This is a genomic window from Kitasatospora sp. NPDC052868 (genome assembly GCF_044547105.1).
Classification (GTDB): Bacteria; Actinomycetota; Actinomycetes; order Streptomycetales; family Streptomycetaceae; genus Kitasatospora.
Genome location: NZ_JBITZW010000001.1, coordinates 654,782 through 669,167 on the forward strand (window position 1 = coordinate 654,782; position 14,386 = coordinate 669,167).

Sequence of the window (14,386 nt, forward strand, 5' to 3'; positions counted from 1 at the left end):
CCCGGCCGCCGGCTGACCCACCCGAGACGCTCAAGGTTCGTCTCGCGCAGCCGCAGCCCGGCGGGATCACTTTCCTCCCGAAGGGCCCACTGCGTTGTTCAACGCTGCCTCCGTTCCGTCTTTCCCCGACTTCTCCACCACCTCCGACTCCCCGCTGGCCGGCCACGGCTGGACGGCCGAGTTCGAGGACCTCTTCTCCCCGCTCGCCGAGGCCGGCCTCGTCCCGGGCCGGATCGTCCGCGTCGACCGCGGCCAGTGCGATGTCGTCCTGGCCGACCCGGAGAGCGGCGGGCTGCGCACCGTCCGGGCCGACACCCGGGCGGTCGGCGACGCCGACATGATCAACTGCCCGTGCACCGGTGACTGGGCGGCCGTCGACCTGGCGGCCGAGCCGATGCCCTCCGTCGCCGCGCTGCTCCCGCGCTCGACCGCGATCATCCGCAAGGTCGCGGGCAAGCGCTCCGACGGCCAGGTGCTGGCCGCCAACGTCGACACCGTGCTGATCGCCTCCTCGCTCGCCGCCGACCCGGACCTCGGCCGGATCGAGCGCTTCCTCGCCCTGGCCTGGGAGTCCGGCGCCGAGCCGCTGGTCGTCCTGACCAAGGCCGACCTGGTCGACGACGCCGACTTCATCCGGGCCGACGTCGAGGCCATCGCCCCCGGCGTCACCGTGCTGGTGGTCAGCGCCGAGACCGGCGAGGGCATCGACGTGCTGCGGGCCTGCACCCCGGGCAGCACCGCGCTGGTCGGCCAGTCCGGCGTCGGAAAGTCCACCCTGACCAACGCGCTGGCCGGCGCCGAGCGGATGGCCGTCCAGGCGACCCGCTCGGTGGACGAGAAGGGCCGCCACACCACGACCACCCGCGAGCTGATCGCGCTGCCCGGCGGCGGGGTGCTGATCGACACGCCCGGTCTGCGTGAGGTCGGCCTCTACGGGGGCGAGGGCGTCGCGATGGCCTTCGCCGACATCGAGGGGCTGTCCGAGGCCTGCCGCTTCCAGGACTGCGGGCACCACACCGAGCCCGGCTGCGCGGTCCAGGCCGCGCTGGCGGACGGCACCCTGCCGCAGCGCCGGATGGAGAGCTACCTCAAGCTCCAGCGCGAGAGCGAGTGGATCGCCTCCCGTTCGGACGCCCGGCTGGCCGCGGCCCGGCTGAAGAAGTGGAAGAGCATCACCAAGTCGGTACGCGCGTCGGGGCGTCCGGTGAAGCGCTGAGACCTGTGCCGGACGGCCGACCCGGTGCGGATCCGCTCCGCACCGGGCCGGGCGGTCGGTCCAGGGCCGGCCGGTTGCAGGCCGGTCAGCGCAGGTCGGCGACCAGGCGGAAGCGCTCCAGGATGACGGGCGTGCCGTCGTCCACGGTGAAACCCGGGTCGCCGAGGGCGGCGCGCAGCTCGGGGCTGTGCCAGAACCGCTCGTGCCCGGCGCGCCAGTCGGCCACCGCGGTGTAGCCCTCGCCCTCGTCGACGGCGTGCGCGAGGTCCACGTCCGCCAGCGGGACGACCCGGACGGCCGTCAGCTCGGTGACGGCCACCGGGCGACCGGCCGAGTCGACCACCGCCGCCCGGGTGCCCACCTGAGGAAGGGGCACACCCTCGTACCGGTACTCGGCGAGCAGCCCGGTGGTACTGGTCTTCGCGCCGATCAGGATCGCCGCCACCAACCGGTCGCGCAGCGGCCCGGGGAAGGCGAACTCCTCCACCGGCAGGGCGGCGACCCGGGGGTCGTCCGGCCCGGCGTACGGTTGCGCGCTCATCGGGGCTCCTGTCGGTTCGGGGCGGGTCGGACCGGGTCGGACCGTGTCCGGGAGCGGCCAGCGTAGCCGCCGGAGATCCCCGCGGGCCCCTGGTTTTCCACCGGGCCCGCACGCCCGCGCCCGGCTCGCACCCGGCTTGTACCGAGCCCCGGTTCGGCCTGGCGCCCGGCTCGTGCCCGCCCTGCCGCAGCCCCTGGCCGACCGGCCGCCCGACCCCCGACGCCGACGTCCGATTTCCGCCAGTGACGGTCCTGCGGGTGCCGCACACTGGATGGCGTGATCGACGACGACATCCGGTACCGGGCGGTGGACAGCCGCGACTCCCGCTTCGACGGGGTCTTCTTCACGGCCGTCACCTCGACCGGCATCTACTGCCGACCGAGCTGTCCCGCGGTGACCCCCAAACGCGCCAACTGCACCTTCTACCCCAGCGCGGCCGCCGCCCAGGGCGCCGGCTTCCGCGCCTGCCGCCGCTGCCGCCCCGACTCCGTCCCCGGCTCCCCGGAGTGGAACCACCGCGCGGACCTCGTCGGCCGGGCGATGCGGCTGATCGGCGACGGCGTCGTCGACCGCGAGGGCGTCGCCGGTCTCGCCCAGCACCTCGGCTACAGCGCCCGCCAGCTCCAGCGCCAGCTCACCGCCGAACTCGGCGCCGGGCCGATCGCGCTGGCCCGGGCCCGCCGCGCCCAGACCGCCCGGCTGCTGCTCCAGACCACCGAGCTGCCGGTCACCGAGATCGCCTTCGCGGCCGGGTTCGCCTCCGTGCGCCAGTTCAACGACACCGTCCGCGAGGTCTACGACCGCACTCCCAGCGCCCTGCGGGGCGAGGTCACCGCCGGTCGGCGCACCGCGACACCGGCCGGTGGGCTGACCCTGCGCCTGGCCTACCGCGGCGCGCTCGACAGCGACCACCTGATCGACTTCCTGGCGCTGCGGGCCGTCCCCGGCGTGGAGGAGGTGGTGCCCGGCGGCCGGCCCGGTGTGCGGACCTACCGGCGCACCCTCGCCCTCCCGTACGGCCACGGCATCGCCGAGGTCGACGGCCTCGCGCCCGGGGATCCGCGGACCCGCGGCTGGCTGGACTGCCGGCTCCTGCTCGCCGACCTGCGCGACCTGCCGACCGCCGTCCAGCGGCTGCGGATCCTGTTCGACCTGGACGCCGACCCGGACACGGTGGACGAGCAGCTGGGCGCCGACCCGCTGCTCGGCGCCCTCGTCCGGGCCCGCCCGGGCCTGCGCTCGCCCGGCCACGTGGACCCGCACGAGCTGGCCGCCCGCGCGGTACTCGGCCAGCAGGTCACCGTCGTCGCCGCGCGCACCCTGGCCGGCCGGCTCGCCGAGAAGTACGGCAGCGCGCTGCCCGAGCCCAGTGGCGGACTGCGGCTGCTGTTCCCGAGCGCCGGCGCCCTGGCGGTGGCCGACCCCGAGGACTTCGCGATGCCCGCGGCCCGCCGCCGGGCCCTCACCGGCCTCTGCGCGGCCCTCGCCGAGGGCGTCGTCCGGCTGGACGGCGGCGTGGACCGGGAGGAGACCGCCGAGCGGCTGCTCGCCCTGCCCGGCATCGGCCCCTGGACCGTCGGCTACCTGCGGATGCGGGCCCTCGCCGACCCCGACGTCTTCCTGCCGAGCGACGTCGGCATCCGCCACGGCCTCGCCCGGCTCGGCGAGCCCGGCGACCCGAAGTCGGCCGCGCGCGCCGCCGGCGCCTGGGCACCCTGGCGCTCCTACGCCGTCCACCGGCTCTGGGCGGGCGCCCCCACCGACCACAGCACCGAAACGGAGCACGACCGCGCATGAGCACCACCGTCTTCACCATCATGGACAGCCCGTTCGGGCCGCTGCTGCTGAGCGGCACCCTGCCGGACGGCGGCGGGCCGGCCGCACTGGCCGCCGTCACCGCCCCCGGCCAGAAGGGCGCCCGCACCGAGCCCGCCGACGACTGGGTCCACGACCCGGACGCCCTCGCCGAGGCGGTGGACCAGCTGACCGCCTACTTCGCCGGGACGCGGACCGACTTCGACCTCCCGCTCGCCCCGGTCGGCACCGAGTTCCGCCAGCGGATCTGGGCCGCCCTGGACGACATTCCGTATGGCGAGACGATCACCTACGGCCAGCTCGCCGCGGCCGCCGGCGCCTCCCCGAGCGCCGTCCGCGCGGTCGGCGGCGCGGTGGGTGCCAACCCGCTGCTGATCGTCCGCCCCTGCCACCGGGTCATCGGCGCCAACGGCAGCCTCACCGGCTTCGCCGCCGGGGTGGAGAACAAGCGCCGACTGCTCCGACTGGAGAGCGGGGCCCTCTTCTAGAGGCCTCCCGGACACGGCCTAGGCGGCCGGGAGGTCGACCCGCCAGTCGTTGCTGCGCATGAGGCGTCCGGCCGGGAACTCGAAGTCGGTCTCGCCGACCAGCGAGAAGCCGGCCCTGCGGCAGACGGCGTTGGAGGCGGGGTTGTCCACCGAGGGGAAGGCGTGCAGGTAGCGGTGCCCGGCGGCGGCCAGGGTGGCGGTGCGGGCGGCGGCCACCGCGGCCCGGGTGGCGGCGACGGCGATGCCGCGGCCCTGGTGGGGCGGGAGGACGTTCCAGCCCATCTCGTAGACCGGCTCGCCCTGCCAGGTGCGTGCGGCGTAGCCGACGGTGCCGACCGACTCGCCCGTCTCCGACAGCACGATGCGGAACATGCACCCCACACCCGCCGGGACGAAGCCCAGGTAGCGCCGGTGGCGGTGCAGCACCTGCTCCTCGGTCTCCGGGCCGCCGACGTGCCTCTTCATCTCCGGGGTGTTGACCCGGCGCAGCAGCGCGAGGTCGGTGTCCGTCCAGGGCTCGATCCGTACCAGTGCGTCGTCCACCCTGTGGACGTTAGCGGCGACCGGGCCGGTCGGCACCGGGTTATTCGCGACCGGCGGGCACAGCGGGCTCGCCGGGTACGGCCAGTGCCTGGGCCAGCTGGTCCAGGGCGGGCAGCGCCTGCATGACGGCCTCGCGGTCGGTGGGGGCGAGGGTGCCCAGCGCGGTCGCGATCCGGCGCTCGTGGGCGCGCTGCCAGTCGTCCAGCTGCTGCTGGCCGGCCGGGGTGAGGGCGATCCGGGCGGTGCGGCGGTCGCCGGGGTCGGCCTGGCGGTCGACGAACCCGGCTTCGAGCAGCTTGCCGACCAGCCCGCTGACGGTGTTCGGGGCGAGCCGCTGGCGGGCGGCCAGCTCGCCGACCCGCAGCGGGGCGGCGGCGAGCGTCTGGAGGAGCTCGACCTGCGCCATCGGCAGGGACTCCCACGGGTAGTCGGTCCGGATGCTGCTGCGCAGCGCCCGCCGCAGCCGGGTCACCACGTCCGTGAGCTGCCGGGCGCGCTCGATCGCCGGAGCCCCGAGCTCGGCCTGGGGATCGGCGGGTCCTGCGACAGGGTCGGGAACGGGCGGTGACGGCGACATGGCGGACAGCGTATCGCCTGGTGGCGACCGCCCCGGCGTTCCCTTCGCACACCGATCAGCTCGTTGAGAGAACATGTCTGTATCCGATATGTTTCTCCCCATGAACGCCACCGCCCTCGCCACCCGGCTGCTCACCGAGCGCCCCCGGCCGCGCGGCGTCGCCGCCTGGCGGTACGCCCACTGGCTCGCCGTCGGCACCGTCTGCCTCGGGGCGTTCCTCGGGCAGCTGACCGCCAGCGTCACCGCCCTCGTGCTGCCCGAGCTCGGGCGGCACTTCGGGGTCGGCTTCGCCGCCGTCGAATGGGTCGCGCTGGCCTACCTGCTGGTGCTGGTGGCACTGCTGGCCCCGATCGGCCGGCTCTCCGACCTGGCCGGCCGCAAGACCATGTACCTCGGCGGCTTCGCGGTCTTCGCCCTGTCCTCGCTCGGCGCCGGGTTCGCCGGCAGCCTCGGCGTGCTGGTGGCCTGCCGGGCCGTCCAGGCGGTCGGCGGCGCGATGATGCAGGCCAACAGCGTCGCCCTGGTCGCCCGCGGCGTCCCCGGGCACGCGATGCGCCGGGCGCTCGGCATCCAGGCCGCCGCCCAGGGGCTCGGCCTCGCCCTGGGCCCCAGCCTCGGCGGGCTGCTGGTGCAGCACGCCTCCTGGCGCTGGGTGTTCTGGATGAACGTCCCGATCGGCCTGGTCGGCATCCTGGCCGGCTGGTACCTGCTGCCCCGCAGCCGGCCCGACGGCGCACCCCGACCGGAGGGCGGGCGCTTCGACCTGCTCGGCCTCCTGCTGCTCACCGGCGCGTCCACCGCGCTGCTGCTCGCCCTCTCCGCGGCCTCCGGCCTGCCGCTGCCCGGCTGGGCGGTCGCGGTGCTGCTGGCCGCCTCCGTGCTGCTCGCGCTGGCCCTGGTCCGCCAGGAGCGGCGGGCCGCCCGGCCGATCCTCGCGCCCGGGCTGGTGAACACGCCGGGGGTGCGGTCGGGGCTGGCGGTCGCGCTGATCGGGTACCTGCTGCTGTTCTGCCCGCTGGTGCTCGGCCCGGTGATGCTGACCGGGGCGGGGGTGCCGGTGGCCCTGGCGGGTCTGGTGGTCACGCTGCTCCCGGCCGCCTTCGCGGTGGCCGCGACCGTCGGCGGCGCACTGCTGCCCCGGGGCTGGTCGGACGTCGCGCGCTGCCGGGTGGGCGCCGCCCTGGCCGGGGCCGGGCTGCTGCTGTTCGCGGTGCTCCCGGTCACGGGAGCGGCGGTCGCCGCGCCGCTGCTGCTCGCCGGGTACGGGCTGGGCCTGCTGCTGCCCGCCAACAACGCGCTGGTGATGCGGGCGATCCCGGCGGAGTGCTCGGCGGTGGGCGGCGGCATGGTCAACATGGCCCGCAGCCTCGGCACCGCGCTGGGCACCGCGCTGCCGGTGCTCGGAGTGCACCTGGCGGGTGCGGGGGCCGGCGGTCGGGCGGTCCTGCTGGTGCTCGCCGCCGTCGCGGGCCTGGCGGTGGCGCTGACCCGCCCGGTCCGCAGGCCGCTTCGGGCCTGAACCGGGACGGCGGCGGACCGGACGCGGACGGCGGACCGGCTGTGAACGGCGGACCGGCTGTGAAGGGCGGACCGGGGTGCGGCGGGACGGGAGGCCGTCCGCCGCACCCCGGTCGGGTGCCTCGGGTACCGCTCAGGGGGCCGGCACGCCGGGGGCGGCGCCGCGCTCCTTGAGCATGTCGGTGATCAGCTGGATCTCGGAGGTCTGGCCGATCACCATCGACTGGGCGAGCCGCTTCTCGGACTCGTTGTGCGCCAGGTCGACATAGCCCTGGGCCATCTCCACCCCGCCCTTGTGGTGCTCCAGCATCAGCTGCAGGTAGGACACCTCGGCGTCCCGCCCGCTGAGCGTGCGCAGCTTGGCCAGCTGGGCGTTGGTGGCCATGCCGGGCATCAGCGAACCGTCGTGCGCCTCGTAGGCGTGGTTCATCCTCATCCACGCCATCGGCTTGGCCGGCGAGTGCTGCGGCAGCCCCCACTGGTCGAGCCAGCCCATCATCATCCCGCGCTGGTTGGCCTGGGTGTTGATGATGTCGAAGGCCAGGGTCCGCACGGCCTCGTCGCCCGTCCGGTCGCGGATGACGAACGACAGGTCGACGGCCTGCTGGTGGTGGGTCGCCATGTCCCGGGCGAACCCGGCCTCGGGGGAGTCGCCGGCCGGCACCGCGGCCGAGGAGCCGGAGGCCGAGGTGCTGCTCGCGACCAGGGCGGGCACCCCGAGCGCGAGGGCGAGCGCGGCCGCCAGGGCGGCCGGCCACCAGAGCCGCCGACGGCCGGCCCGGGGGGCCTCGCCGTCCTCCTCGGGCGCCGCCGCGTCGACGGTCACATCGCCCCCATGGTGCAGGACGCGCCCGGCTCCTGGGTCTGCTTGCCCTGCACGTACTTGGTGAAGAACTCGTTCACCCGGGGGTCGCTCGCGCTGTCCACGACCAGCTGGGTGCTCCACGCGCTGAGCGTGATGGTGCCCTTCTCGTCCGGGTACGGGCTCATCAGCGAGTACGGGGTGGCCTTCACCTTGTCGGAGAGCGCCTTGACGTCGTCCGGGGTGGCCTTGCCGTTGTACGTCACCCAGACCGCGCCGTGCTCCAGCGAGTGCACGGCCCGCTCGTTCTCGACCGGCTGGTCGTAGACGTGGCCCATGCAGTCCAGCCAGATCGCGTTGTGGTCACCGCCGACCGGAGGGGTCTGCGGGTAGGTGACCTTCTCCTTGACGTGGTTGCGGCTGAGGTCGCCGAAGGTCTGCACCCCGTCGATCGGTGCGGCGGCGGCGATCTCCTTGGCCTTCTTGTCCTTGTTGGCGTCGACCACGATCCAGGTGCCGGTGGCTATCGCGCCGACCACCAGCGCGCCGCCGACAACCGAGGCGATGATCTTGTTGCGCCGCTCCCGGCGCTGCTCGACGGCGCGGAGCTCGGCGATGCGGGCGCGGCGGTCGAGACCGGCCTGCTTGCCGCTCGGCTTGTTGCCCTGCTTGGAGGCGGAACCCATGTGGTGTCCTTGTCCCCGCCGCGCGCTGAGTGGCGCGGCGGTCTGAAGAGAGGAGGGAGGGGGCGGATCCGCGGCCCCGCTGGCCGTCCGTCGTCCGTTCGGTGGCGGCGGGTCGGCGAGGAGGTGCGGTGGGTTCCGCTTACGAGCGGTGTACTTGCAGTTCGTGTAGATCGGGGGCCGGGTGCGGGCCGACCAGCAGCCCGGCGGGGACGAACCGGGGCAGGGCCTCGGCCGCGTCCGGACGGGGCGCCACGGCGGGTTGCGGCTGCGGCGGCGGATTGGGGAGCTGGGCGTCCTGGGGGCAGAACGGGTGGCTGGAACAGCCGTTGTCGCGGTGCGGCGGCTGGCCGTCGGCCGAGCACCACGTCCAGCGCCGGTGCTCCTCGGCGCCCAGCGCGGCGCCGGAGTGCTGAGCGGGGCCGGCGGACCGGGCGTGCTGCAGGGCGGACGCTCCGGCCTGTCCGACCGAGGGGACGGCCGGGCCGAGGACGGTACTGGCGGGGACCGGGGCCGCGGACCCGCCACGGGTCACGGCCTGGGCCTGGCCCGCGCACGGGAGTGCGGTCAGCAGCCCGATCAGCAGGAGGATCCACAGCGTGCCCACCGGGCGGCCCGCCAGTGCGGTCCTCCCCGGCCAGGGTGATCTGGGCGCCCACGCGGTCATGCGCACATTTAATCAGCCGAACGGGTGAAGCGATGCCCCTCCTCGGCCCCGATTTCCAGCCGCTTCGGGGGCGGAACACTCCGGAAACACCCTGCTCGGGGCACATCCGGCAAGCACGGACGGAACGGAAACGGAACCCCCTGGGAATCCGGTGCGAATCAGGTCATCGGGATCATCCGATCGGTGACCGGTTGTCGCCGAATGCCGGACAGCGTCGTTGCACTTGGGGACAATGACGTCGAGTCCGGCCCCGCCGGGGGCGGCGCGATCACGGACCGACCAGGAGCCGCCACGTGAGCAAGCAGGGTGTACCCGCGCAGCAGCACCGGCCGGAGGACGGCTGGTGGGAGACGGTCTACGAAGGACCGGCGGGCACCCTCCCGGACACCCCCGGCGCGGTCGACGGGGAGGGCAGCGTCGACGACTGGTTCGAGACGGCCGCCGGGCTGATCGGCCGCCAGCGCACCGGCGGGGAGGAGTCGGGAGCGGCGGCTGAGGAGGCGGGCCCGGTTCCGGACCCGACCGCGGCTCCTGCTCCTGCTGCGGTCCAGGCTCCGGCGGCCGGGGACGCGGTGCTGGAGCGGGACAGCATCGACGACTGGTTCGACACGGCGGTCGGTGTGTTCGGCGACCAGCGGGCGGCGGAGACCCGCAAGTTCGAGGCCCCCTCGTGGGCGGCGGACGCGGGCGGTCGGGCCGCGGAGCCGGAGCCCGAGCCGGAGCCCGAGCCGGAGCCCGAGACGGAGGCCGAGGCTGAGCGCGACCCCGTGCCCGACCTCCTGAAGCCGGTACCCGAGACCGAGACCGAGACCGAGACCGAGACCGAGACCGGGCCCGAACCGGTCGAGGAGCCGGGCCCGGAGCCGACCCCTGAGCCTGATCCTGTGCCCGAACCGGAGCCCGAGGCCGTCGAGGCACCGGAGCCGGAGCCGGAGCCCGTTGAGGCCCTCGAGCCCGACCCCGACCCCGCCCTCCGCCACACCCCCCGCTCCCCGCTCGCCGAGGCCGGGCCCGCCGTCCCGCACGTCGGCGAGCGCCCGCCCACCTACGGGCCCGAGCCGACGGCCGTACCCGAGGCGGACCCGGGCACCCTCGGCGCCGTCGTGCCCGACACCGTCCTGGAGGGCGCCCAGTACGCCTCCACCACCCTCCGCGCCGTCTCGGTCCGCGGGGACTCCGCCCGCTACCGCGGCGAGCCGCGCCGGGACACCCTGCTGGTGACCAGGTTCGGCGAGGGGCCCGACGGCCTGCTGCTCGCCGCGCTCGGCGGTTTCGACCGCTCCGGCGCCGACGACACCCCCGCGGAGGCCGTCTCCACCGCCACCGTCGAGGCCTGCCGCCAGCTCGCCGCCGCCGTCGGCCGCAGCCGGAGCGGGCTCGCCGCCGACCTGCGCGACGGTGCCCGGGACCGCCTGCGCTACGGCCTCCAGCGGCTGGCCACCAGCGCCGCCGCCCCGCTGCGCGCCCTCGCCGCGCTCTCGGAGGCCGAGGCGCCGTCCCCCGGTTCGCTGCACTGCCTGCTGCTCTCGCTCGACCCGGCCGCCTCCTACCGGGTGGCCTTCGGGGTCGGCCCGGGCGGACTGTACCTGCTGCGGTCCGGGCACTGGATCGACGCCTACGCGGCCCGGCTGCTGCACCACCCGGACGGCCAGCCGCCGGCGGCCGAGGCCCCGCTGCCGGACCCGCGTCCGTTCCGCTTCCGGATGGTGCCGGCCACCCCGGGCGACATCCTGCTGCTCTGCACACCCGGCCTGGCACGCCCGATCGCCGACGAGCCGGCCGTCGCGCACTTCCTCGCCGCGCACTGGGCCCACCCGCACCCGCCGGGCACCGTCGACTTCCTCCGCCAGGTCCAGGTCCGTGCCAAGGGCTACGCCGACGACCGCTCGGCGGCCGCGGTCTGGACGGATTGAGCGGTCCGGACGGATTGAGCGGTCCGGGCGGCTTGAACCGCCGGGGCGGGGTGGTGGGTCAGCCGGTCGCGCCGAGCAGGGCGCGGCAGGCCGAGTCCGCCAGCTGCAGGGCCCTGTCGCGCTGGGCCCCGGCCAGGCCGAGGGCCAGCGGGACGGCCAGGCCGTCCAGCAGCGCGCGGATCTGGGAGGCGCGCTCGGTGGCGGAGCCCGGCCCGAAGCGGCCGCAGGAGGTGCCCTCCTCGATCAGGGCGACCAGGTCGGCCTGCCAGGGGGCCTCGATGTCCAGCTGTCCCTGCCGGAGTTCGGCGCTGGCGGGGGAGCGCCCCCACACCTCGACCCAGAGGATCCAGCGCGGGTCGCCCGGACCTTCGGGGAGGTAGAGCCCGGTGTACTCGCCGAGCCGCTCGCGGACGTCCCGCCCGGTGTCGGTCAGCGCGGTGCGGCGGCGGGCGCCGAGCTGGTCCTCGCTCCAGCGCAGGGTCTCCAGCAGCAGCTGGTCCTTGCTGCCGAAGTAGTAGAGGAGGTGCCCGGCGCTCATCTGGAGCTGCTTGCCGAGGCCGGCCATGGTGAGTCCGGCGAGCCCGTGTTCGGCGATCGCGGCCCGCGCGGTGGCGAAGACCTCCTCGCGGGGGCGCGCCGGCCGGCGCGGGCGGGCGTCCGCCATCTGCTCTTCTCCTCTGTACCTCTGGGAGGCCGGGTCGGGGGGCTCCGCGCCCCGGGGGATCCGGGCCCTCACGATACTGACGGTGCCCGGAACAGCACGGAGTGGGAGGCCGGATGGTCCGGCCTCCCACTCTCAGGGCCTCTCCTTCGGGTCAGCGCGCCGTCGGCTGCTGCTGGGTGATGCAGTGGATGCCGCCGCCGTTGGCGAAGATCTCGCGGGCGTCGACCAGTTCGACGGTCCGGCCGGGGTACGCCGCGCCGAGGATGGCGGCGGCCTCCTGGTCGCGCGGGTCGTCGAAGGCGCAGAGGATCACGGCGCCGTTGGCCACGTAGTGGTTGATGTAGGAGTAGTCGACCGGCTCGCCGTCCTCGTCCGACAGGACGGTGGGGGCGGGCAGTTCGACGACCTCCAACGGGCGGCCCTTGGCGTCGGTGGACGCGCGCAGGATCGCCACCAGCTCCTGGCAGACCTCGTGGTCCGGGTGGGCCGGGTCCGGCTGGACGTGGGCGACCACGACGCCCGGGCGGACGAAGGAGGCCACGATGTCGATGTGGCCGCGGGTGCCGAACTCGTCGTAGTCGCGGGTGAGTCCGCGCGGCAGCCAGACGGCCTTGGTGGTGCCGAGGAAGGCGTGCAGCTCGGCCTCGACCTGCTCCCTGGTCCAGTCGGAGTTGCGGCCCTCGCCGAGCTGGACGGTGTCGGTGACGAGCACGGTGCCCTCGCCGTCGACGTGGATGCCGCCGCCCTCGTTGATCAGCTTCGAGGCGAAGCGCTGAACGCCCGTCAGCTCGCTGATGTGCTCGGCGATGTGCTGGTCGTGGTCCCAGCGGGCCCAGGACTGCGCGCCCCAGCCGTTGAAGATCCAGTCGGCGGCGGCGAGCCTGCCCTTGCCGTCGATCAGGAAGGACGGGCCGATGTCGCGCATCCAGGCGTCGTCCAGCGGGCGCTCGACGATCTCGACCTCGGGGGAGACGTACTTGCGGGCCTCCTCGGTCTCCCCGGTGTTGACGACCAGCGTGACCGGCTCGTACCGGACGATGGTGTTCGCCACCCTGGCCCAGGCCTCGCGGCCGGCGTGCAGGTGCTCCGGGCTGTCGAAGGTCGGGTTGGTGGTGGGGAAGGCCATCCAGGTGCGGTCGTGCGGGTGCCACTCGGCCGGCATCCGGAAGCCGAGGGAGGCGGGGGTGGGGGTCATCTTCGAGTCCTAGCAGGGAGTGGGGGCGGTCGGGGTCGGAGTCGGGGTCAGAGGAAGTACAGGCGGCTGAGCGAGACGCTGTCGGCGGGCTCGGAGCGCAGCGGTGTGCCGTCCAGCGAGACCAGTCCGGTCTCGGTGACCTGGACGTCGCCGATCCGGGCGTTGCGCACCATGTCGCGCGGGCCGATGCCGCGGGTGCCGCGGACGGCGACCCGGCGGCGGCGGGTCGGCATCGTGTCCCCGTTCTCCACGGCGGCCCGGGCGACGAAGGCGACCGAGAGGTCCGCGGCGGTGGCGCCGTGGGCGCCGAACTGGGGGCCGAGGACGAGGGGTTCGCAGCGGTCGGTGGAGGCGTTGGGGTCGCCGACCACGCCGTACGCGGGGAACCCGGCCTTGAGGACGAGTTGGGGCTTGGCGCCGAAGTGGTCGGGGCGCCAGAGCACGATGTCGGCGAGCTTGCCGGTCTCGATCGAGCCGACCTCGTGGGCCAGGCCGTGGGCGATGGCGGGGTTGATGGTGAGTTTGGCGATGTAGCGCAGGACGCGCTCGTTGTCGTCGCCGGCCTCGGTGGTGCCGTAGGAGCCGGAGCCGTCCAGGGGGCCGAGTTCGGCCTTCATCTTGCCGGCCATGGCGAAGGTGCGGCGCACGGTCTCGCCGGCGCGGCCCATGCCCTGGGCGTCGGAGGAGGTGATGCCGATGACGCCGAGGTCGTGCAGGACGTCCTCGGCGCCCATGGTGCCGGCGCGGATGCGGTCGCGGGCCATCGCGGCGTCGCCGGGCAGGTCGACCTTGAGGTCGTGGGCGGAGACGATCATGCCGAAGTGCTCGCCCAGGGCGTCCCGGCCGAAGGGCAGGGTGGGGTTGGTGGAGGAGCCGATGACGTTCTCGACGCCGGCCATCTTCAGCACGTTGGGGACGTGTCCGCCGCCGCAGCCCTCGATGTGGAAGGCGTGGATGGTGCGGCCGTCCAGGACCTTGAGGGTGTCCTCGACGGAGAGGCACTCGTTGAGGCCGTCGGTGTGCAGGGCGACCTGGACGTCGTACTCCTCGGCGACGCGCAGCGCGGTGTCCAGCGCACGGGTGTGCGCGCCCATGTCCTCGTGCACCTTGAAGCCGCAGGCGCCGCCCTCGGCGAGGGCCTCGACCAGCGGGGCCGGGTCGGAGGAGGAGCCCCGGCCGAGGAAGCCGATGTTGACCGGCCAGGCGTCGAAGGCGTTGAAGGCGTGCCGCAGCGCCCACGGCGAGTTGACCCCCACCCCCCAGACCGGGCCGAACTCCTGCCCGATGACCGTGGTGACGCCGGAGGCCAGCGAGGCCTCCATGATCCGCGGCGAGAGCAGGTGGACGTGGGTGTCGATGGCGCCGGCGGTGGCGATCATGCCCTCGCCGGAGACGATCGTGGTGCCGGTGCCGACCACCACGTCCACGCCGTCCAGGGTGTCCGGGTTGCCGGCCCGGCCGATCGAGGCGATCCGGCCGTCGATCAGGCCGATCGAGGTCTTCCGGATGCCCTGGACGGCGTCGATCACCAGCACGTTGCTGATCACCACGTCGCAGGTGTCGCGGACGGCGGCGGCCTTGAGGTGCAGGCCGTCCCGGGCGGTCTTGCCGAAGCCGGCCAGGAACTCCTCGCCCGGCGCCTGCGAGTCGGACTCGACCCGGACGATCAGGCCGGAGTCGCCGAGCCGGATCCGGTCCCCCGCGCGGGGGCCGTGCACGGAGATGTAGTCGTGGGGGGTGATGGCGGTCATGCCCGGGCCTCGC

General features: G+C 74.8%; 14 protein-coding genes. 5 read left to right on the forward strand and 9 right to left on the reverse strand.

All coding sequences use genetic code 11. The features are described from left to right. Positions 1-94 precede the first annotated feature (94 nt). Positions 95-1,216, forward strand: coding sequence for a ribosome small subunit-dependent GTPase A (rsgA, locus tag ACIGZJ_RS02880; protein ID WP_396455585.1), 1,122 nt, complete (start codon positions 95-97; stop codon positions 1,214-1,216). A gap of 85 nt (positions 1,217-1,301) precedes the next feature. Here the strand turns inward: rsgA and ACIGZJ_RS02885 are convergent, their stop codons facing one another. After that, positions 1,302-1,757, reverse strand: coding sequence for an ASCH domain-containing protein (locus tag ACIGZJ_RS02885; protein WP_396455586.1), 456 nt, complete (start codon positions 1,755-1,757; stop codon positions 1,302-1,304). A gap of 276 nt (positions 1,758-2,033) precedes the next feature. Here ACIGZJ_RS02885 and ACIGZJ_RS02890 point away from each other — a divergent pair, with 276 nt between their 5' ends. Both ACIGZJ_RS02890 and ACIGZJ_RS02895 read left to right on the forward strand, forming a co-directional pair. Further along, the gene (locus ACIGZJ_RS02890) at positions 2,034-3,554 is read left to right on the forward strand and encodes a DNA-3-methyladenine glycosylase 2 family protein (RefSeq protein ID WP_396455587.1); all 1,521 of its coding nucleotides are present in this window, start codon (positions 2,034-2,036) and stop codon (positions 3,552-3,554) included. Further along, positions 3,551-4,060 (forward strand): methylated-DNA--[protein]-cysteine S-methyltransferase, encoded by a 510-nt coding sequence (locus tag ACIGZJ_RS02895; protein WP_396455588.1) that lies wholly within the window; start codon positions 3,551-3,553, stop codon positions 4,058-4,060. The genes ACIGZJ_RS02890 and ACIGZJ_RS02895 overlap by 4 nt, the downstream gene beginning before the upstream one ends. An 18-nt stretch (positions 4,061-4,078) precedes the next feature. On the opposite strand, the gene ACIGZJ_RS02900 is transcribed toward ACIGZJ_RS02895, so the two are convergent. Beyond that, positions 4,079-4,603 carry a GNAT family N-acetyltransferase gene (locus ACIGZJ_RS02900; RefSeq protein WP_396455589.1) on the reverse strand — a complete coding sequence of 175 codons (525 nt, stop codon included), beginning with the start codon at positions 4,601-4,603 and terminating at the stop codon, positions 4,079-4,081. A gap of 40 nt (positions 4,604-4,643) precedes the next feature. After that, the gene (locus ACIGZJ_RS02905; protein ID WP_396455590.1) at positions 4,644-5,180 is read right to left on the reverse strand and encodes a MarR family winged helix-turn-helix transcriptional regulator; all 537 of its coding nucleotides are present in this window, start codon (positions 5,178-5,180) and stop codon (positions 4,644-4,646) included. 100 nt (positions 5,181-5,280) lie between these two features. Here ACIGZJ_RS02905 and ACIGZJ_RS02910 point away from each other — a divergent pair, with 100 nt between their 5' ends. Continuing rightward, positions 5,281-6,699, forward strand: a complete 1,419-nt coding sequence (locus tag ACIGZJ_RS02910) for an MFS transporter (RefSeq protein ID WP_396455591.1) — start codon at positions 5,281-5,283, stop codon at positions 6,697-6,699. 132 nt (positions 6,700-6,831) lie between these two features. Here ACIGZJ_RS02910 and ACIGZJ_RS02915 read toward each other — a convergent pair whose 3' ends face one another. From ACIGZJ_RS02915 to ACIGZJ_RS02925, 3 genes are all read right to left on the reverse strand, one after another. Continuing rightward, positions 6,832-7,524 (reverse strand): DUF305 domain-containing protein, encoded by a 693-nt coding sequence (locus tag ACIGZJ_RS02915; RefSeq protein WP_396455592.1) that lies wholly within the window; start codon positions 7,522-7,524, stop codon positions 6,832-6,834. Further along, positions 7,521-8,186, reverse strand: a complete 666-nt coding sequence (locus ACIGZJ_RS02920) for a DUF3105 domain-containing protein (protein WP_396455593.1) — start codon at positions 8,184-8,186, stop codon at positions 7,521-7,523. The genes ACIGZJ_RS02915 and ACIGZJ_RS02920 overlap by 4 nt, the downstream gene beginning before the upstream one ends. Positions 8,187-8,325: 139 nt before the next feature. Continuing rightward, a complete protein-coding gene (locus ACIGZJ_RS02925) occupies positions 8,326-8,850 on the reverse strand; it encodes a hypothetical protein (RefSeq protein ID WP_396455594.1) in 525 nt (174 codons plus the stop codon). A gap of 293 nt (positions 8,851-9,143) precedes the next feature. On the opposite strand from ACIGZJ_RS02925, the gene ACIGZJ_RS02930 reads away from it, so the two are divergent. Next, complete coding sequence (locus tag ACIGZJ_RS02930) at positions 9,144-10,763, forward strand: hypothetical protein (RefSeq protein ID WP_396455595.1); 1,620 nt, start codon at positions 9,144-9,146, stop codon at positions 10,761-10,763. A gap of 58 nt (positions 10,764-10,821) precedes the next feature. On the opposite strand, the gene ACIGZJ_RS02935 is transcribed toward ACIGZJ_RS02930, so the two are convergent. The 3 genes from ACIGZJ_RS02935 to ACIGZJ_RS02945 all read right to left on the reverse strand — a co-directional run bounded on the left by ACIGZJ_RS02935 (position 10,822) and on the right by ACIGZJ_RS02945 (position 14,373). Further along, positions 10,822-11,427, reverse strand: coding sequence for a TetR/AcrR family transcriptional regulator (locus ACIGZJ_RS02935; protein ID WP_396455596.1), 606 nt, complete (start codon positions 11,425-11,427; stop codon positions 10,822-10,824). Between the two features lie 151 nt (positions 11,428-11,578). Further along, positions 11,579-12,622 (reverse strand): agmatine/peptidylarginine deiminase, encoded by a 1,044-nt coding sequence (locus ACIGZJ_RS02940; RefSeq protein WP_396455597.1) that lies wholly within the window; start codon positions 12,620-12,622, stop codon positions 11,579-11,581. 47 nt (positions 12,623-12,669) lie between these two features. After that, positions 12,670-14,373 carry an urease subunit alpha gene (locus tag ACIGZJ_RS02945; RefSeq protein WP_396455598.1) on the reverse strand — a complete coding sequence of 568 codons (1,704 nt, stop codon included), beginning with the start codon at positions 14,371-14,373 and terminating at the stop codon, positions 12,670-12,672. Positions 14,374-14,386 lie beyond the last annotated feature (13 nt).